A 21,552-nucleotide genomic window follows, 5' to 3' on the forward strand; every position below is an offset into this window, starting at 1 on the left:
CCCCATTACTAAGGTTTTATATAAGGTTTCAACGTTTCTGATACTTTGTCTACTATTATTATTCTGTCATTTTCCCTTGTTGTAGCCCAATATTCACCTATAATTGGCAAAGGGATAGACATTTCGGTATTATGCAATGCTTTTATATTGATGTTGTCCAGTGATGATTTAATATCACCTTTTAGGAGGTTATACTTGCTAACCATTACTCTGACATCGAAGAATAGCTTGAATCCTTGATCCTCTAGTTCAATTAAGTATAGCTCTTTTTCCAGAAGTCCACCTAAACTTAGTACGTATCCTGCTGCCTTGTTTTCAAAATAACTTGGTTCGCCATGAAGTGTGATTTCATATAAATCGACGATCATCTTGCCAATTAACTGCTTTTGTTCATCGGACATAGAAATATCATCCTTTTCCGTTGCAACCACAAGATTGAGTTTGTTCAGATCATGAGGGAGAACAAATGCCGTATCCGTGTCACCATGTATTGCCTTGTCGTATATGTATCCCATTTCAAGGCTTTCAAAAACTTCCTTTAAAGAAAGCCCCAACGCCTGTATGAGAACCATGACTATGTTAATACTTGGCTCTGTCCGTTCACCACGCTCCAACCTATTGAGGTAACTTTCGCTGAGGCGATGTCCATACTTTTCTGACTGATTAGCTAACGTTGCTAGGGACCAGTCCTTAGATTTCCTTTTCTTTAGAATAAGTTGTCCAAATCCAGGTACTTTGTTTTCTTCCAATTATTCACCTCCTTAGAACTTTATTGCCTGTCCATGATTTTATTATACTCTTATATTGCCTAATGTCAACATGTTTTATGTTCGAGTAGATTTTATTTTTTTCTGACCCATTAGTCATGGTAAACAAGGGGCTTTTTTATCTAACGCTGAGGGAGGCACTTGTTACTTTGCTTTCTTACTGCAACATGATAACATCCTCTTCATTTGAATAGGTTTTGGTATGCTACATTGAAGAAAGGTTCCATTTAATGCTTTTAATGAGCCGTAATCTTATTTTACTACCGATTTGCTACCTAACAAAATTTTTAATGTTCTACCCCTATTCTTTTTTCTTGCCTAGATAACATAAAGTCACCTAATCTATATTAATTAACACTGTCTAACTACTATATTGGGTACATTCTCTATCGTAGACGAGTGAAACGAGTAGATTGGTTCACTTTATCTATTAAAATGATTTTTAATAACCTTCATTCACATTCTAAAACATGTACCCTTGACTGTGATTAAGATACCCTTTTCCCATGACTCATTTGCATTGAATGAAGATCTTCTTACCTCATATGAGTGGAACGAGTGTATATGTTCATTTTAGCTTTATCCTTATAGTGCACTTTAATATGTAATTTGTTCATTCATCATGAGCTACCATAATTGATATTAAAAACTCATTAATCAATGTTTTAAGGTTTATATATCTTACGAGTAAAACGAGTGCAATTAATCTATTTACATTTATACATTCTAATAATGAATATAAATTCACTTGAGTAATGTACACTTATCTAAGAATATGTTATTACTTTTATAAATCTTTACTCGTTATACTCGTTTATTTGATAAATGCTTCATACAATAAAGATTTCCATATATAAGAAGCAATCATAGTTGATTTAGATTCTTTTTTTTTCTGTTCACTAAAGCAATAAATAGCCTTAAACCTATTAAGGTTTGCATGATATAAGAATAAAAGGGAATTGCCTTTATATGCTCGTTTCACTCGTACAAAGAAAGTGTCTACCCTTTTTAATTAATCTGTTAAAAAATTCTTTGGATGAATAAGCGATCACCCAACTATGTGTATATCGTGTTTTTGACATCAAGGGGGTCTTTTTCCCTTTTTACGTAAGACTGATTACCTAATTAGTAAAAAACTCCATTCAGGGTTTTATAAAAGGATCCACAAAAGGAAAACACACAAAGAGAGATCACGTATTTTAGTAAAAATATAATGAGTCAAATGCACTCGTTTCACTCGCACCATCTAAAAAGGCAGTTGAATGAAGCATTTCAGTTAATGTAAGCAATGCCTCCCCCTTGAGTAAATAACTTTGTTTTTACCGTCAAGGGCGAACTTTTTCTCAAGGTTGATAATTGCTACCTAGATATACAAAGAATGCAACCATTTTGGAGCCATCTAAGAAGTATCCATTAGACATGCTCATTAAAAGTGATTGTAAATGCACAAAAAGGAATCGGATTGACCGACTCCTTCTTATATAAATACTCTATTCAGCTAACCCCTAAAGCCTTAAACACAGCATCTATTGGATCGGAATAAAACACTGGCTGCACTTTTACCAATAGATCTGGTGGAACTGTCTGCAAGTCCATAACCGATGCTGCAGGTATTAATACTTTTTTAGCACCTGCATCTACGCATACTTGTAAAGTGTTTGCAAATTCCTCCACTTTGGAAATAGTGCCACCGACAGTCATGTTGCCTATGACGACCAAACTTTCCTGTGTTGGCTTTCCTAATGCACCTGAGCAAAGGCCAATTAATTCAGCAACGGCCAGTTCATCCGTCAAACCAATACCTTGTAAATCACTTATGTGCATGAGATAGTCTTTTGTTTTGGTGCTAATGGTATTACTAATGCTTTTGCTATTAGCCGTAAAGAAACGAAAAGCTGTATCAAGGCTTTCTTTTGCTTCACGGTTGGAACCGACACCTGATTTATCAAATTTACCTGTTCCACTAACTACTTGATTTTCGAGCTTATAGATACCAATCATGCCAGAATGACTATGTCCAGCAACATAAACATGCCCCGGCTTACCCATACCTTCTGGTATTAATTTGCCTCCACCTTGCTCTGGAACTGACACATAATGTTCTTCGAGTGTTTCCTTATCAATATAAGAGAACATTACATCGTAGAACTCCATACCGCCAATCTTCTTCAACTGTTCTTTAACCCTACGGCGACCTTCAAGAGCGTATTCCAAGACCTCGCTGACTTCTTCCTTAGTAAATTCGCCATGAGGATAAAGGAGCTTTAACATACCAGAAACCGTTTTTCTGATTGCATTTGTATCACGTTGGTTTAGGTTGTTTCCAAGTTTAAAATAGCGATCAATCGCATCACTGAATGTACGTTTCCGCATTTCACGGAAAAACTCAGCAATGTAATCCACTATGAAGCCATATTTTTCGGTAATAAGATCTGGACGCATCTTTGGAATCTCCCAGCCAGGAAGATAATAGTGCATCCGATCAAAGAATGCCGAATCATTTGCCATCTCTTCAGGGAATGGTGCAAACAAGTGTGATGTTTTAATTAATGTGTCCACGCTTTGATTGATATTGCCGACAAATACCATAGCAGCAGAGGCATTCTTCTCTTCTTTACCTCTAGCAAACGAACCTGATGCCATATAGTCCTTCATGATTTGAATGCCGTCTTTGTCTTTAAAACGAATACCAGCTACCTCGTCAAAAGTAACACAGTCCCACATCCCTACAAGTCCTACTTTTCTCGTAGACATATTATAGAAAAGATTTGCTACGGTTGTTTGTCCACCCGAAACCAGAATTGAATTCGGTGATAGTTCCTTATAGACATGCGATTTCCCGGTACCACGTGGCCCGAGTTCACACATATTGTAGTTGTTTTCTACAAGGGGAACCAAACGTAGCAACAAATGCCACTTCACCCGCTCTTCTAGTTGGGTGGGTTCCATTCCTACTGAGCGTATTAATACATCAATCCATTCGTCTTTTGTAAAGCTCTTTCTCCCCTCAAAAACCTCGTTCATATCCATATTTGGCATTTGAATCGGCTGTAAGCTACTAACATTAAAAGGATTAGAATTCCGCACTTCTTCGTCATAAAAATAATCAATTTTAACCATGCACCATATGCCCCCGACAAGGAGCTTATCAAACTCTTTCACATACATGGATGAAATAGGAACACCTTTTAATCCTAGGTTGGAGAACTCGGCTTCGTAAGTATCAATCTTCGGATTTAACGCCACTGTTACCTTATCTATAACAGAGTATTGACCATATTCCCTTATACGTGATTTAATCTTCTCTGCCTCATCAGGACGAACGAAATTTTCGGAAAGAATCTTCTTCACTCGCTCTAGCCCTTCACGAATACTGTCTTCATCATCAGTTGCAGCATACATTCCGAGTAAATACTCGAGTACGTAAATAGGGACGTTTGCTCCCTCTTTAATAAGATTGGTTAAATCTTTACGTACAACTCTTCCAGCAAAAACGTCATTCAGTTTTTTATCTAAATCAACAGTTAATCCTTTATTCATATTTTCTTCCACTCACGGTCCCCCTCCCTCTTAAAAGTCGAAATCACTGATAATCCCCAAATTGATGTTAAACGGTATTTTCTCCACTACAACACTTGTCTCTGTATCCCTAATAGTCAGGTAATACGTTTTATTTCTATCATAAGAAATGTTCTTCAATACAAACCTTATTTTGAACGTACGATCAGCAGGATTATCAAACGGACGGTCTCCAATAATCGTTTCCTCGTTAGAAATTACAGCTCCTCCCTCATCCGCCATATAGATGACAACAGTTCGAGGAGTTGTCTTGTCTTCCACCTTTTCGGTTTGGAAAAACTCAAGATTAAAAATGCTATTGGTTATCTTACGAGTAGTATTCGTAAGTTTAATATCTACTTTTTTAATGGCCTTAGCACCTTTTTGCCCTGTACGTTTGTTTTTAAACGTTAATAGTGGGACGACAATCTCTTGAAGACTTGCACCACCATGAACAAAATTAATACCGGATCCTTGCATTTTGTATCTGAGCGTTGCCTTTGGCAAATACGCTGTTAATTGCTGCTCATTCCTTATAACAGATGACAGATTGATAGCCAATTGTCCTGACACATCACGCTGCTCTTTTGAAAGTATATAGCGACGTTTAACTTCAATACTACTACCTGCATCTTGTCCAATCTTATCACTTTCTTCTAATTCATCCCTTTGGTATAAGAAACCGTGATCAGCCGTAATATAAACATTTGTTCCACTTAAATCATCCCGAATTATTTTAACTAAGTCATACAATTGATTTAATGAAGTTTCTACTGCATTAAATGTATAGACTTCTGTTGATGCCTTATCTCCCATTGCATCAATCGTATCGTGATAGATGTATATGAGCTTTTTACCCCTAAAGGTTTCTCTTCTTCCTGCTTTATTCATTGCTAGTACATCTTGAAAATGAACAGCAATGCTTTCAGCCACTTTAGATTCAATAATCTTTTTCCGATTTTCCAAACCAGAAGAATCTTTTCCATCAACAAATACCCTGGCATTTGAATCTATGTCAATTTCTTTGTGTGGTAGGAGTGATGGCATTCCAAGTTTTGTAATAGAAGGCACTACTCCAAGTAATGTTTCAACATCACAAACACCCATTGTCTCTGTATTAAGACGATCGGCCAGCTCAACGCCTATTTCATAACGCATAGCATCTGAAACAATAACAAAAACTCTTTCCCCATTTCTAACTTTAGAATCAATGAATGAAGAATAAAAGTCTTGCTGATTTTTGATACCGGGTAATGACCAGTCCTTTGTCATTTCGGACTCAACCGCTTGGGACCAATGGGAACTCAACTCACCCATATACCAGTTTGTATATAGATTTTCTACCAGCACTTTTAACTTTTTCAATAGATCATGATTACTTTCTTCATCGTAGGCCACATAAAACTTACGGTAATATGTATCCATTAAATGGTATTCACTTACATATGCTTGATACAAATCAATAGCCCGTCCTTGTGGGATACCTTGACGATGTTCTTTGTAAAACTCATGAATTTTAACAGTATAGTAAAGTGCATCATATATGGAAGCAAATTTATCATAGTAATGCTTAGCTCTTCTCAATTTAATGAGCTTCGTGTATTCTTCATAATCCTCAAGCTGTGTAACCAACCCATTAGCTATGTAGATGATAATTGCTCGATCGAGATATGGAAAAGTATCCGCTTGTTTGAAGGCTTCAATTGGCAATTTATTGATTATGTTCGAAAGTTGGATTTCCTGCCCAGCCATTTCCGCATATTCATCAAATACCACAAAGTCAGTCTTATGGTGCATCCAATGGTCAATAAACACAACTGCATTCGTTTTATTTCGATTGGATATAAAATCACTAAGCTCATTTAGTTTCTCTTCTCCAACCGATTGACTGAATGACGTTACTACTAGATGGATGAACAAGGTTTTTAGACTCTTCTTCTCTCGTTCATAACCATAGTGATTAGAAACATAATTCCAGAACACTTCAATATCAAAAAACTTCTCCAGAAGGGAAAGGTATTTATTCTCATTGTCATCCAGAGTATCCATTAGCACAGCCTTTAGAACCTCTTCAAAATCGGGTGTTCTAACGTTACATAAAACACTCATAATAGAAAGTTCAATGATTCCCTCTGAATAGGTTTCTATATTTAATGCTGAAAACTTTCTAAAACGCTCCTTATTATTAAAGAAACGTTCATACTTTTTGATTACCGCTCGAAGTGATGGGTCTATATGCAACTCACTTAGAATAAGTGATATTCGATCAGCATAGAATGTTTTTGAATAAAAAACTGTATCTGCTAACCAGTTGTCTTCCACACCCAATTCCATATTTGTATAAATCAAGTATGGAGACTCTGGATCTTCTTCTTCAAGCAAATATTTCGTCTGAAAATGGTTACGATCTGTAAGTGTATGAAACTTTACTTTATCAACGGTAAGATGTTGAATGTCCTCGGTGAACTCATCATCCTTATCTACCCAGAACACTATTTTCCGTTGTTCCCCATCTTTTAATGGCTCATTGAATATATCTGATAACGCAGCCTCAATTTGATTTATGTTCATTCCTTTCACCAACTTTCTACAAAAGATTAAAGAGGAAAGATACATCAGCCATTGCCAATGTATCTTATAACCCCCTATTTATACCTGTCTCGTTTTTAATTCAAATTCCTCAGAATATTCATCAAAATACATTTCAAACACATCACAATTCAACTTTTTACCAATTGATATTAGCTCTTTTTTATAAGTATCTTCAGACTTGGAACCTATGTAAATTCCTTCAACTTTCATTCCCACATTGCTCAGAGGTACTAACTTGCCATCAACTGGATCAATTGTCGGATAAAGTAGTCTATATTCATTCTCATATTCCCAAAATAAATGCTTACAACATAATGAGATATAAAAATAGGAAAAATACTTATAAAAATCGTCAGTTGGCTTCATTAGATTTTGTTTAAATGAATTAACTATTTCTGAAATAATCTTAGTAGGTATAATGGCTGTTTTCGTCCGCACTGGTTCATAAGATACTGGGAATAAACTTCTTGGATTGATTATTGAATATTTAACACAATATCCCGAGTGATTATTAGCATAATGGGCCCACAAAGGCATATTATTTTCTACACCACTGCTAAAACATGCTATCATTGTTCTTTTTTTGAATTCCTCAAGTATCCTTTCAATATATCCGATGTCCCAACCATTAAGCTCAAGTCTTTCTCTATCCAAAGTAAGCATTTTAAATTCAAAGGGGTCATTGAATTTCTCATAACTTGAAATCCATATTTCATTTTGCCCCAACGAATTAAGTCGAATTTGATTCTCTCTCTCATGTTCAACATAGCGATTATCAAACAAAGGGTAATACTTATACAAGACCTTTGGCACAAATCTATCTTTGTATCCCATGGCCTCTTGCCAACCATCTTTATTAAATAATTCTATAAAGGTGCTTTTATCCATATTAACCTCACTTTTTTTCAAAAAAACAAAAGATACAAAACTTATTTTATTGGAGCTAAAAGCCCTTTAAACTTCTCATAATTCACTTTAACTCCATCGTCTAAGTCTATTTCAATCTGCATATCTGCCATATGGTGTAATAACTCATCATATGCTTTTAGCTCTTCAATTTTCTTATCAAGGGATTTTAACTCTTTCTTTGCATTACTTACCTCTTTTGCAGAAGAATCCCCTTCAATGATATTAAGTAAGTCCTTCTTTTCAGCATCTAAACGAATCTGATAGTCATGTAAATAATCAGTCCGTATACGAGATAAAGTGGTTTTATCATAACGGTGAATATAAATTAGACAATTAAATGCTTTCTCTTTACCAGAAGTAAACAACCAATAGATAGGCTGCTTATATTTTTGAATGTGATCCTTATAAAAATCATTTAAAAAGTATCTACGAATAGTTTCTTTTGCAGTTTCCTCTTTCTTTCTACCAATCGCATCTGCTACAAAATCTAAGTTTGTATCAAGAGTGTCTTCACCAAATGTTGTCTTAATAAAATCTACCACTTTTGAAACAATTTCATCCATATAGTATGCCCCTGGTAAGATAGGTAGGATATTATCGTTATCAACTTGGATTGTTTTATAGGAAGCTGAATCAAATCTACCTCCAGCATAAATAATGCCTTCTTGGTCTAGTGAGTACCGCCCAAATAAACACCCGCATATATATGAGATAAAACTTTTAATATCTGATTCCATATTTGCTTTATCTAAAGAAACGGCTTTATTTTCTTCCTCAGGACTCAATACATCTTGCAAACCATACGTATCGATAAAAATTCTGTTCAATTCTTCCTCGTTATTCTTTAGTTTTTTGAATTGAACTTCTTTAAATTTACTCCAGTTTTCAAAAGCATTGGCAATTTTACTTGTGTCATCTTTAAATTTAATAAGAGGTTGTTGTTTGAATTCCCAAGAAATTTCACTAAAATCCCAATCATTCTTAGTTAAAGAAATATTCTCTTTCACAATATTAATGACATTTTCATGGTTTAAACTTTCAACATAAGGGATTTTTGAGATGTCCCCTGGACTGTAATTTAATGTTGAATTCAATGTTCCAATGATGTAATTTGCTACTTTGGAGTTTAATAGGCCTAATACATATAGTTGAGTATTTTGATCATCTACATGGATAAAAGGTCCTGCGTCATGGTACAGAAAACCTTGCGGACTATATCTTACAGACAAATTAGCAGATGTGATTTTTGTCCATGTTAAACCCGTTTTGAATATAAAATTAAGATTATGGTTGGTTGAACCTACTTTGTATCCATTTCCTTTCATATTTAACAACTCAAATCCATCGTTTTCCCAGTTTATACAGTATTCATGATTACCGTACCATTTTCTATATTCTCCACCTTTTTGAAGTGGAAACCATTTTGCTTTACTTTTAAGGGCTCCATCTCGATTATGGGCAACTGCATTGAATTTGGTATAGTCCATTTCATACCATAGTCTAACAAATCTTGGGTTGTCAGCAGTTACCATGCCCTTTCTAGTTACACCTATATCGCCTAAACTTTGACTGTTAGAAAAGTGGTCAATAACATTTTCACTCATCCAATATGCAATCGGACTTCCCGGTAGTTTACTAAAGTTATTTTGATTAAACAAATAGCAATATGTTACAAAAGATTTTTGAACTGCTTCTATGACCTTTTCCTTCTTTTCTCTTGATGTTCTTTCTTCAATTAAGCGTAAATACATCCCTTTGAGGTTTGGAATATAGATATTTCTCAATACAAACGCAGTGGATTGAACAACTTCTCCTCCTATTTCCTCAAAAGCCCTTGGCCCCAAATGAAGCATATTTTCAATATGTTTACCTTCAAGAATCTTTTTTCTTACCTTCTCAAAACTAGATAAGAACATCCATGAATGTTGGTTAATACAAGCATAAAATCCATTCTCTTTTAAATAATGGTCGATTTCCATAAATGCAGCAAACAAATCCGCCTTGGAATCTGGATAATGTTGCTGAAGATAATCTGATAGTGGCTCATTCATACTTCTTGAAACCATATATGGTGGATTTGTTACCAAAATTGTATAGTTACTACTCATAATTTGAGTCTGCTTTATTAACCTTGGCAAAACAGATAATATTTTATTTCTCTGTACTACTTCAAACAAGTCTTTTAATGGGGTTGACTCAATTGATTCTAATTTTTCTATTAAAAGTTTTGTATCGTATGATTTTACTTTTAAAAGTGATCCTATGGATTTTGCATCCCTAAACTGAAATACGAAATTCTTAAGACTTTCAAATTCTTTCCCCTTGCCTTCTCCTACTAAGTAAGCAATGTCTTCATCGGTTATATCATTTGATTCCTGTATTGCTGCTAAGTTAAGAGTTAGTCCTTCTCGTTCAATGCTTCTTAAGAACCTCTTATTGTATCCTAATGCTTTCATTACTACCGAGAAACAAGCTAATTGGTAAGCCCGGTCATCAATGTCTAACCCGTACAAATTGTTTTCGATAATAAGTCTAGGAATTTCCCTTTCCATATAGCCACACTTACTATATATCTCATAAAAGACATCAAATGCGTAAACAAGGATGTGGCCACTTCCCATTGCAGGGTCAAAGCACTTAATATCTTCCACATTCAAATCTTTATTTACATAAGGAGCGATTTCATCCTTAAAGTCTTCCTGATTATGTTCCAAATACAATTCCCAATCATTTAGTAGCTCCCGGTGTTCAGGATGGGATTCTACCCAGTATCGTCCAAGAGAATTTTGCACCATATAGCGAACAATCCAATCAGGAGTAAATAACTGAGTTGCAAATGGTATTTCTTCTGCTTTATACTTCTTTTTCTCTTTAAAAACTCTATCCTTTTCCTCTGCAATATAATACTGATAAAGCCAACCAATGACTTCAATTTCCTCCCAATTATCTTCTGGAATCTCATTCGTCATATACCGTAAAAACGAATCAGTTGCAAGAAGACCTTCTGGGAATAAGATTTCTCTATAGTCCTCTATAGTTTCAAACATAAAAGGCATATAACGATTCAAGTCATTACAATGCTTGATAATAAGGTATTTGAACAGTTCCTCTGAGTTATTGTTCATTTTTAGCTCATAGATATATTCCTTGTCCAATTCTAAATCTAACGATAGTGCTTCTTTAATCATATCTGGCTCTGTACTACCAGCATTAGTAGAGGAAAGTACCCTTACCTTCGTTGGCAAGTAGTCATTTACCTCCATAAAGCGTAAAGCCGTGAAACGGTTAAACCAAGTATAAGCAACTTCCTCCATTACTCGCTTGAAGCCAATTTGGTTAATGCGATCAATTAACCTATCTCTTTGAGTCTTTTCTTCCTTTGAAAGCTGTCTGCCATCTATAAAGATGGCATCTGAGCTTTCAATATCTGCTTTTTTTATGTTATCTTCTGTAATTCCTATCTTCATTGCCCTTGCTTCGACTTTCTTCAACAGCTCTCGTCGTGCATTCGTAGCAAAAGTCTTCAATGCTGATTTATTCATACATTTCACCCCGATTACTCAACAAACTCAATTTGTTTGTTTTCTTTTATAATCTGTTTTAACTTATTGGATAAAGCGTTGATATACTTATCAACATCATCTTCAGTAGTTAATGTTTTAACATTGACCAGCTTCGTTACCTTTACTGGTTGCTTTTGAATGGTCGGCTCAACAGGCGATACAGGAGGATCAATTACTTCACCACCAGGACGTTTTCTTTGTTCCTCGTCCTTTTTACGTTTCCATTCTGCAATCTCCCGCTCGATATGCCCTTCCATTTTTTCCTTGAAGCTGGTGCTTTGAGAAACTGTTGCATCAACTTTATAAATATCTGTAAAAGTATCTACGTTAGCATTAAGTTCTTGATAGTAACGATTTACTCTTTCTTTCGTTTCATTGGATACACCATATTGCGATGTCAATAATGATAAGTAATCACTGTCATCTTTTAGTTTTTTATAAGCATTTTCTCTCTTCTCATTAAGGACATTATTAATTTGTTCATCCATTGCATGAATAAGCTCTGGAATGTCCTTAATCTTTTTGTAAGGTATAGGATCCTGAAGAATGGACTGGAGCTTATTAATTACTCCTTCTACCTCTGCACCCATCAAATAGGATTTGCTTTCATCATATTTTCGTATGGCTGCCAATCCATCATCAAAGATTTTCTTCTGATCAGTACCGAAGAAACTTTTGACATAGACAATATCCTCTTCCCAATCAAGTAAGTCGTCTTCTAATTCCTTTAACTTATTGAAATAAGATACATTATCTAAGCCGCTATGGAACTGTTCAAAGTATTCTAATCCTTTATCGAGCAAACTTAAACCAGGATACTTTCTTCCTTCATAACGGGCTTTATATCCCTTAATTTCGTCTATCTGCTTTTCAACAAGTAGACGAATGTCCTTTAATAGTCCATCTTCATCATCAGCCAAATCTGTTTTATTGAAAACATCTTTACAAATACTTTTAGCTGTTTTAATTAGTTTTTCATCAACTTTTACCCTTTTCAACACAATGGCTTTGTCGGCTTCCTGTGTCTTTGTAAAAATCGTTACTAGAGTATTTACATTATCTTGAGGTTCCAAGTATTCTGAATTATAACGAATACGAATACGTTGTTCTTTTAATAATTGAGCAATCAATCCTGCTATATCTAGTATCTTCCAACCATATGGCTTATCACCGAAACGATCAAATAGGATTTTTACACGCACTTGCTTTTTCAAATCGTCTTGTAGGCTAATAAAATCAGACACTTCCCTCTTAGCCAATTCATTTGGGTTTACTTTCAATGTATCTTCAAATGACATTTGCTCATCATTTGAAGCTAAGATTGAAATCAGCCCCCGCTCATTATCTAGATGTTCTTTCAAATAACTCAGTTTCGTGTAAACGTTATTGACTAATATCGTGAAGGCAGCATTTATTTTCTCACGAACAGTTGATCCTTTTATTTCTACTTTATCCCCATTGATAAAGAAAGCACTATCTTTAATCGCATCATCCAAAAGCTCACGAACCCTTCTTCGACGTTCACGAACTTCTGCTTGTTTATTATTCAAGATATTTTGGATGTTTTCAGGAAGTTGCGTAATATTCGTTTTCTTACGGAATTCCTCAATCCGCAACGCTTCCCCTATTTCCTCGATATAGGCCTCATTACCACCAAGTTTAATGATCATTTCTCCGTTACCCGAAGTCATCATCATTAATTCTTGCTCGGACTTCTGGTAATGATCTGATAATGGAGATAGAATTTGCATACCTATATTGGATGTCTGATTTCCATAGTTTTTCTCATCCATTTTCTGATTGTAGGTGAATGAGTATTCATTGCTGTATTTGAATCGGTTTCCATCATAAAGATCATCGAAAATGTAGGTTGCTAACCCTCGTTTCACGATGTCCTCATCAATATTCAAGGATTTGATTTCCCTATTAATATCTTGTTCATCGTCTGTTAAAAAGATAAATTGATCTCCATTTTTCTGTACCAACGTTTGGGAAATTAGCTTACGCAAAGAAACTTTAATTTTCTCTTTAAGCTGTAACTTATCCTCGTCAATATGCGTAACCATTAGAGTAGCAATATTATCGAGATTTGCTGGTAGTTCTTTTACATATTTAATCATGAATAAAACCTTTAATAGATCAATGTTAAAATCATCGTCTTTTAAAGCTGGATTTTCATAGGCACCTTCGATAACTCTTGAAATGGATGGATTCAAAAATTCCTTTATCGTGTCATAGAAGGCATAAAAAGGTATAAGTGTACCTTCTTCGGCATTCTTATATTGAAGACCAGCTTCTTTAAATGCTGATAACATTGAGCGTTCCCCTTCAGATAAATGCTTACCAGAAGAGCCATGTTTTCTTACTTGCTCAAAAACGTTTTGTAACAACTTGAATTGATAAGGCATGAAAGGATACACATCTGCAAATTCCTGTTCATTGTCAAATCCACGTAAATCTGCTGTGCTTTCTCGGAAACTAATTAAGTTCTTTAAAATAGCACTTTTTTCAGGATAAAGAACCTTCAATTTGTCATTAGCAAAGTCTTTTTTCAATAGGATACGCTTTTTGATAACTTCATCAACCGAGATGGATGATAGAGAGAGTCTTGTATCGAATCGCCCTTGGATACGGGAGAAGTCATCACCTTTAACTTTAATTATGCTATCAATACTCTCTTGAGAAGTAACCATAATCCAAACCTTACCCTTACAGTGGGTTCCAAGGTCTTCAGCGACTGTCTGCAAATTCAACATCAAACTACGGTTATCACCGATGTATTGGCCGATCTCATCCACGAGGAAAATAAGGTGGAAGTTTTTCCCCTTACTATTGATGTACTCATTTACGTCTTTCGCAAACTTTTCGATACTAATTTCGAAATTATTTACACCATTCTCAAACCAATTTCGAGCAGACTCTTCCGTCATATCGGTTACTTTCGTTAAGGCACCAATGACAAAATCCGCATCAAAGTAAAAACTATTACGACGTTCTTCCCATGATTCACCAGCCAATGACTTAAATTCGGCTTTAAACGCTTCATAAACTCCTTGTTTATCCAGGTACTTCTCCATTTCAGCCACACCAGGTATATCTCCGTAATAGCCACGATGCTCATAAAATACCTTCATGAAGACACGAAGAATTGCATCATCTTTTGATTTGTTATCTAGTGAACCTTTTGAATCTATATTGAACAAAATGACTTCTGTTTCCACGTCAGCCGTTCTTTGCATATTCGCATATACAAGAGGGTCTTGTACTTTATCTTGGAAGAAATCAATCGCTTGTGTACCTTTTACCTTCTTGTTTTCAAGCAAGTAAGCAAGTATCTTCAGAAAGTGTGATTTACCGGAACCAAAGAATCCAGAAATCCAAACACCCATCTTATCCGTTACACCATTAATCCCTTTTTGATAATTCTCATAAAACTTAGAAAGGTGTTTTTGCAGTTCACGGGTAACAACATACTCGTCCAATTCCTGATAAATATTATCTTCATCTTGTTGAGCTACTTTAATGACTCCACGAATATCACGTTCAATGTCTTTTTGAAACATATCTTTAATAATCATCTAAATTCCCCCTATCCCTTTTAATCGACTAATCGGAAAGCCCTGTAATAATTATCATCCTTAAATTTTCCAAACAATTGTAATGATTGCCCATCATATTTTCCAGGGAAAAACATGATAACGGGTACATTGTCCAACACTTCTTGTAAGTTATTTAAAATATTGTGGGAACGAACGAATGGATAAACCTTACCTATTCCAGTGAGGAACACCACATTATAATCATCCATTTGTTCTTTAATCTTTCTTAGAAACACTTCAGGCTTAGCAAATGTCGTCATCGCTTTAAACAATTGGTCTCTTCCTTGACGTTCTTCCATTTCAAAAATTCGGTCAAAGATCCTTTTATCTTTTGTAATTTCTAGCAGCATCTTATACAAATCAAACTCAATAATTCTACGGTTTGATCCTTCATAACCAAATTCCTTCTTAATATGTTTTATATAGTCCCTTACTACCAGTTCATTTTGTGGCTCGTAATCAAATACGTAAAAGCTAATCTCATTGCCAAGTCCACGTCCCTCTATGAACTTATCCTCTTTAATTTTCGGTATAATCTGATCCAATCTTGCATTCAAATTTGCCACGTATTCACCCCCTACTCACCCATTGCACGTATATAACGAGCATCACCAATTTGAGTGAGATGATTCTTTATCTGTTCATCAATAATTAGCCTGTCTAACTCTTTACCTTTTCTGGTTCTTAACATTCCACTTTCATACAATACTTGCATGAAAGCCCTTTTTAACTTTTCAACATTAATATCGCTCCAACCGGCCACTTTTTCACTTTGCTCCGCCTTAGAGGTGAAGAAGAGATTGATGTCTTTCTTTTCTATTAAATAATCATTATTATGTAGCTTTTCCCCTATTACCTCATCCATGAATTCATAAAACAGCAAATCAGTCTTCATAATGGCATACAGGTTAAGGGTTTTTCCCGTTTCAATGGAACCTTCTAACAATAAAGCAGCAAGGGTTTCATCAATAGCTTCTGCCCTTTTCATAACGGAAGGTAGTGCTCTATTGATTCTCCCTTGATTATTAAATTGAAACAGATTTTCTTCCTTTACTTTTTTCCTTATTTCATCTTTTGCTAAGCCCTGTTGTTTCAACTTTATGACTTGTTTTAACTCAAAGAGTAAAAATGATGCACCGTTTAAACTTGAAGAATATTCTAATTCCATTGTCATTCAATCAAACCTTTCAAACAAGACTATTTTCCTATTTTATTTCCAGTATCTTTCCTACCACAGCCAAACGCCTTTTACCGCATTGCTGCTGAACGACTTTTGTGAACTCATTGTCTTTTATTAGTTTTTCTTGATTATGTTCATATAAGTTTTTAATTCCATCTATTAGCACATTCTCTTTTATCTCTTCCTGCCAATAGGAATCCACTAGCTTGTTCAAATCAACAGCCAAATCTCTCTGTGTACGATAAAACATTTTTAGTTCCACAGGGTTCACCTCTTGCAATTTTTCTTACTTATCTCTTATTTTAGTCTTATTTCATTTGGAACTCAATTACAACCATTAATTAATACCCATTTTCTTACTTCAGTGTCCATAGTGTACTCGGTTAGGCCGGAATACGGTCTTTATACGTTTCTAAAAACTAACTTTCAAAATATAAGTACCGTATTATGTACCCGAAACGGTTCCAATGATATTACTATGAGTATTTCTTTTAATAGCTGTATTTAAAATTAGAAATCTATCGCATTAAAAAAGGCTACTGAAAAAAATCAGTAGCAATCCTCATTTACTCATCCTGTAATCTTTTTTAGAGATTGTTTGTCTTTTAAAACCTGTTTAATGTAGTCCTCAGCTACTTCTTCTAATCCAAAACCATTTATAAGGATGTTAAGTTTTGTAGTCAATTCACAGCCTCTATAGCCTTTAATTAATCTAAACACAAAACTTGGCGACAAGTTTGTCTTGTCGGAAATATCCTTCAGACTATATCCCCGTCTCTCTTTGAGTTACTCAACATACTCACCAAAATTATTTTCAATCATATCAAGAACGTCCTGATTACCTTGTTGTTCCATTACTTTTCCTCCTATGTATTCACTGATATTTATACCAGTTCCTGATTTGTCACAAGACCTTATATACTAAGCAAAATGGGGTTCTCTTATTACTCCACCTCGAACCAAATTTCCTTACCATATTGGAATATTTCATCCTTAGTTATCTACTATATAAAAAGCAAAAAATTAAAGGGGGAATCATTATGGATACACAAGAATTCATGAATTTATCCGCACTAGAAAAAGTAGAGCTAGTGAATAAAATGCTTAAAGAGAATGATTTTCATTTGAAAAATGTAGCTTCTAAATTGGGATTACCAGAGTCAACACTTTCGAAAACCATTAGGGGAAACTCATGTTATCAATTCAATAAAACTAGCAAACAGTACGAACGAATTATGCCGATTGAGGAATACAAGAAATATCTCCAATCAGATTATAACGAGGACAAAATGGAAGAAACATTGCAGTTTCTTGGTGAACATCTTGAAGAGTTAAAGGGGCTTTTGCATGAACATGAAACTCATTTGATATTAGAGCCAGAAATCTATGATCCTAGCAGCAAAACTATCACAAGAACCATTCAGGTAAACGAGTCCATTTACCAACTGTTCTCCGACCTGTATTCTAGTAAGTTCTCTCACATTCGACTTAGAGAAATCTACAGTAAATGTCTGCTTGATTTCATCAGATCTTATCAACCAAAGAAATCACCTGAGTCCAAAGTTTACGGGATTACTTCAGAAGTCCAACAAGTTAAATCACAAATGCTAACAAAAGACCAAAATTGCAAAATTAAAAGGGGGAAGTAAAATGGAAAAAACATATGATGTTGTTGTTAGGGTGCTGCATAGTACGATGGTTGAAATTAAAGCAAGTAGTGAGGAAGAAGCAATAGAAAAAGCAATAGAGGACTTCTATGATGGGGAAGTAATGCCTGGATTAGAGTGCTATAAAGATTTTTTCGATGATCTTGATGTTTTTGCCGAAGAAGTCAAATTAAAATCACAATACGAATGAATGGAATTGAAAAACAAAAACGCAAACCAGTAATTTGGCTTGCGTTTTTAATACATATATTTTGATTTTTAATTGTAAATTCTCAAGAGGATTAGCGTTTTGCCCCCCCCCCCCCCCACAAGTAACCCGTTGAATTAGTATCAGGGAATTCAATTACCTTTTTTTCGCTCTTGTAACAATCCAATTATTTCACTCTGCCTAAACCCATCCCAACCATTTTCGGCTCTTCGGAAGCAATCTTGACTATGACTTAAACATTTCCCTAACGAACTTCCCCAAATCTTCTTCGCTCATACTTGAGCTACTTGCTGCAAGCTCTATCGCTTTTAACCTTGTCCTTTCAATTTTATTCAATTTTAAAAGCTGTTTAGTCTCCCTATCCTCTTTTTTAGCATCTTTTGCCCATTCTCGATATTTCTTATAATGCAGTTTAGATATTTCTATGGCTTCCACAGGAGTTTTAACCCTCATTCTTGTCCAGTAATTTGCCATTTTATCCATGAAACTTATGGACATTTTGGTGTCACAATACATAAAGGTAAGGTTAATTAAAGCATTTAAAACACTATCAGGAAGATTATATTTCCTAATATATTCTAAGGCTTCGAAATCATCTTTTATTGAGCCAGGAACATCTGATAATTCTTTTAAAAACTCTTCAGGTGTAATGGTTTTAAAACGTTGTACCAATTCATACTCTTTATTACTTAAATCCATAGCATTCTCCATTTCATTTTTGTTTGTCCTTATCGTTTTTTAGATTTAAAAGCCCGTAGAAATTTTAAGTCTATATATGAAATTGGCATTTTATATCCTTTTGAATCTATCTCAAAACCTTCTCTCCTGCCAAATCCATTATTTTCAGATGAGTATTCATGTTTTAGTAAATCTATTCACTGAAAGAAACGCATATTCGGGTTCGATTCCCATATTTCTTGAAGTAAATGCAGTATCCTCATTATTCTCCCTGAGTCTCTTCTCTTTTCATTTGTCATAATTAATATCACTCTTTTCCATGTTTAGCAATTTATCTTTCATTTGATGATTCTTTCTCTTCTAATCTTTTCATTGCCTCTATTGCCACAATTAAATGCTTGTCTTGAGGCTTTGATGTAAAAAGAAGATATTGTGTAACTTTACCAATTGCCAATATTAAATCCCAAACTATTTTTGGCTCATTCCTCCATAATTCGTAACCAATAGACCAGCTTAACAGAAACATAAAGAATGAGTTTTCAAGTATTAGGGATAGGATAGAGAAACAAAGAACGATACTCACTGCTTGATTTGTGCCGCAATCCTTATGCACCCTCGGTTGCTCTCTTACGTTTTCTAACGTTAAATTTAGGCCACTCTCAAAGGCTGAGATGGTCTTATGCTCTGCTCCGTGATATTTTCCAATGGGACTTATTTTTATGAGTAGACTTGCTATAACTAGAAAGAAAAATAACAACTCTAAGCTGCTAATTTGAATAGTATGTAAAAGAAAAGAATTAGATTCTACAATAAATAAAACTTCAACTAACAGCAAGACAATTAAAGCTAACAAAAACCTTTTCCAATTTTCGATTATAAGCTCAAAAATCATGGAGAAGGACCGAACAAAGGGTATCTTCGATAGAATCAAAGTTATTTTCCTATCTGCTTTTTTCATTTTCATTTCTGTTGTGATTTTCCCATCCTTGAACCGAGATATTGATTGGTACCTTTCTCCAGTAAAACCCACAGAATTATATCCAGCTCTTCCTCCGTATATTTTCACAATCTATCTCTCCTAAATTAAACTTTACTTCCTCCTTCTCGACTGCCAAATAATCGTTGCAGCACATGCACCTAATAAAATAATAATCAGAATGGCAACAATGGAAACAATTAATAACCCCACACACTGATCCCCCTTTTTTAAATTCATTATTCGTCCTAATTAAGCACCAAAATCTCCGTTACTTCATTTCATATATTTATTAAACAAACCTTTATTTTCGAAATATGCTCTAAAGAGTTTCCGCAGCTCCTCGTTATTCTCAAATGTCAAAAGCATAACCACCATACGTTTTATGACATTAGTAGCTTCATTTTCAATCCAATCCCATGCTTCTCTTGTTAATACTAGATTTTGATGTTCTTGGATTATTTGACTCAACACTTTGATTAATTGTCCTTGTTCTTCTGCTTCCTCAATTATCTGCATTAGATTGCTCCTTTTACTAAGGCTTTCTTCAACAGCTTCTTTTACGGTCTTGATTATGTTCATGATACTTTCGCTTATCTCGTACTGTTCAATCCAATACACCAACTCATCAAAAGTATAGATAACATCCCGCTCCAACTTAACATGGGAATCGTCTTCCATTTCCTTCAGTTTCCTTCCTTTTTCCTTTAGAATTTTTACAATATCTTGATATTTCGCTTCAATAATCTCAGCAAATTGGTTATTGTCGCCCAATCTTCCATTAAGAACTCCTATTACATCTTCCTTTGGGATATAACTCATTGTCCGCCTTCCCATATATCCCAGATCCAAGAACATGTTACCTATTTGCGACTCGACGGAATCTGGTTCATCTGCTGGTCTCTTGGCAGTATCCATAAATCCTCTCACTTCTGGCTCAACAAATACCCATGTAGAACATATCGCCTTTCCAAACTCAATCGGCTCAAACTGGGGACCATTATTGTCAAAGCAACATATATCAATGAGGTTTTCTAAAGGTAGACCTGTGTTTAGATACCTAATAATCATTAACTCAGCCCCGAGTTGTGTAGCACTTTTAAACCCCTGCAAGTGTTTTGCAAAATAATCTTGAATTGTCTTCACATTAAAGTGTTGGGATAAAAGGGCATCAACTTCTTCGTTAGCACCTATCGACAGTTCATATAGAGCTTCAATACGCTTTTCCTCCATTTTTATTACATCTAATCGTTCCAAGAGCTTCGAATAGTTAACCCGGACAGGTAAAGATATAGGTTTTTCTAAAATAGAATTAGCCCATTCTACAGCCTTTTGAGCCTGTTCTTTGGAAATGTCACCATAGACACATGCGTATTTCGGAAACCTACTTTCAATCAATGCAGCGATACCTAACAAGAATGTATGGTAATCCTTTCCTTGAGTCTTAGAGTAGAAAACTTTTCTCGCTCGACCACCTCCTTCTTCTGTTAGATAGAGTAAAATGTCCTCCTTCAATTTGTCTTCATTAAATTCGCTATATCTTTCAAAGTTTGAAAACAGGGTAAAACTCTCTCCCGTTTCCTTGCTTTCTATATCCCCATTTATTTTCCAATACTTCTCTTCTGGTCCATACCCTTCAACAAATTGCTCTTCTGTTCGGTCTAACACCATTCGCTTAAAACCATCAACGTTATCAACATTTTGCGTGGCAAACGGGTAGGCCTTAATTAACTGCAACGTCTCTTCAAAAACTTTCTGCCATTCTTCTTGGCTAATTTTTTGGGGGATTATATCAAGTCCAACGTATATTCCCATTTTTCTCCTCCTAATTTATATGATTTTTTCTGTATCTTTA

Annotated in this window: 14 protein-coding genes; 2 read left to right on the top strand and 12 right to left on the bottom strand. The window is 35.0% G+C overall.

Annotated features, from left to right (window positions below; translation table 11 throughout):
- Positions 1–8: 8 nt before the first annotated feature.
- The 9 genes from ACTQ5K_RS20030 to ACTQ5K_RS20070 form a co-directional block, all read right to left on the bottom strand.
- The gene (locus ACTQ5K_RS20030; protein WP_262393540.1) at positions 9–749 is read right to left on the bottom strand and encodes a helix-turn-helix domain-containing protein; all 741 of its coding nucleotides are present in this window, start codon (positions 747–749) and stop codon (positions 9–11) included.
- 1,512 nt (positions 750–2,261) lie between these two features.
- Positions 2,262–4,307: a protease Lon-related BREX system protein BrxL gene (brxL, locus tag ACTQ5K_RS20035; RefSeq protein WP_349204965.1), complete on the bottom strand. Its 2,046-nt coding sequence runs from the start codon at positions 4,305–4,307 to the stop codon at positions 2,262–2,264.
- 30 nt (positions 4,308–4,337) lie between these two features.
- Positions 4,338–6,896 carry a BREX-1 system phosphatase PglZ type A gene (gene pglZ, locus ACTQ5K_RS20040; RefSeq protein WP_441994221.1) on the bottom strand — a complete coding sequence of 853 codons (2,559 nt, stop codon included), beginning with the start codon at positions 6,894–6,896 and terminating at the stop codon, positions 4,338–4,340.
- Positions 6,897–6,974: 78 nt separating this feature from the next.
- Positions 6,975–7,805, bottom strand: coding sequence for a DUF2971 domain-containing protein (locus ACTQ5K_RS20045; RefSeq protein WP_441994222.1), 831 nt, complete (start codon positions 7,803–7,805; stop codon positions 6,975–6,977).
- Positions 7,806–7,846: 41 nt separating this feature from the next.
- Complete coding sequence (pglX, locus tag ACTQ5K_RS20050) at positions 7,847–11,368, bottom strand: BREX-1 system adenine-specific DNA-methyltransferase PglX (protein ID WP_441994223.1); 3,522 nt, start codon at positions 11,366–11,368, stop codon at positions 7,847–7,849.
- A 14-nt stretch (positions 11,369–11,382) separates the two neighbouring features.
- Positions 11,383–14,967, bottom strand: a complete 3,585-nt coding sequence (gene brxC, locus ACTQ5K_RS20055; RefSeq protein WP_441994224.1) for a BREX system P-loop protein BrxC — start codon at positions 14,965–14,967, stop codon at positions 11,383–11,385.
- 20 nt (positions 14,968–14,987) lie between these two features.
- Entirely contained in the window at positions 14,988–15,554 is a 567-nt protein-coding gene (locus ACTQ5K_RS20060) for a DUF1788 domain-containing protein (protein WP_441994225.1), read from the bottom strand.
- A gap of 11 nt (positions 15,555–15,565) precedes the next feature.
- Positions 15,566–16,162, bottom strand: coding sequence for a DUF1819 family protein (locus ACTQ5K_RS20065; protein WP_441994226.1), 597 nt, complete (start codon positions 16,160–16,162; stop codon positions 15,566–15,568).
- 31 nt (positions 16,163–16,193) lie between these two features.
- Positions 16,194–16,430 carry a TIGR04540 family protein gene (locus ACTQ5K_RS20070; protein WP_251685496.1) on the bottom strand — a complete coding sequence of 79 codons (237 nt, stop codon included), beginning with the start codon at positions 16,428–16,430 and terminating at the stop codon, positions 16,194–16,196.
- A 778-nt stretch (positions 16,431–17,208) separates the two neighbouring features.
- On the opposite strand from ACTQ5K_RS20070, the gene ACTQ5K_RS20075 reads away from it, so the two are divergent.
- Both ACTQ5K_RS20075 and ACTQ5K_RS20080 read left to right on the top strand, forming a co-directional pair.
- Positions 17,209–17,817, top strand: coding sequence for a hypothetical protein (locus ACTQ5K_RS20075; protein WP_441994227.1), 609 nt, complete (start codon positions 17,209–17,211; stop codon positions 17,815–17,817).
- Between the two features lies 1 nt (position 17,818).
- Entirely contained in the window at positions 17,819–18,025 is a 207-nt protein-coding gene (locus tag ACTQ5K_RS20080) for a hypothetical protein (protein WP_441994228.1), read from the top strand.
- A gap of 243 nt (positions 18,026–18,268) precedes the next feature.
- Here the strand turns inward: ACTQ5K_RS20080 and ACTQ5K_RS20085 are convergent, their stop codons facing one another.
- The 3 genes from ACTQ5K_RS20085 to ACTQ5K_RS20095 all read right to left on the bottom strand — a co-directional run bounded on the left by ACTQ5K_RS20085 (position 18,269) and on the right by ACTQ5K_RS20095 (position 21,512).
- A complete protein-coding gene (locus ACTQ5K_RS20085) occupies positions 18,269–18,742 on the bottom strand; it encodes a DnaD domain protein (RefSeq protein WP_441994229.1) in 474 nt (157 codons plus the stop codon).
- 310 nt (positions 18,743–19,052) lie between these two features.
- Positions 19,053–19,787 (bottom strand): DUF1385 domain-containing protein, encoded by a 735-nt coding sequence (locus ACTQ5K_RS20090; RefSeq protein ID WP_441994230.1) that lies wholly within the window; start codon positions 19,785–19,787, stop codon positions 19,053–19,055.
- A 186-nt stretch (positions 19,788–19,973) separates the two neighbouring features.
- Positions 19,974–21,512 carry a hypothetical protein gene (locus ACTQ5K_RS20095; protein ID WP_441994231.1) on the bottom strand — a complete coding sequence of 513 codons (1,539 nt, stop codon included), beginning with the start codon at positions 21,510–21,512 and terminating at the stop codon, positions 19,974–19,976.
- Between the last annotated feature and the right edge of the window lie 40 nt (positions 21,513–21,552).

Origin of the sequence: Niallia sp. Sow4_A1 (genome assembly GCF_052116745.1) — a bacterium.
Taxonomy (GTDB): domain Bacteria; phylum Bacillota; class Bacilli; order Bacillales; family Cytobacillaceae; genus Niallia; species Niallia hominis.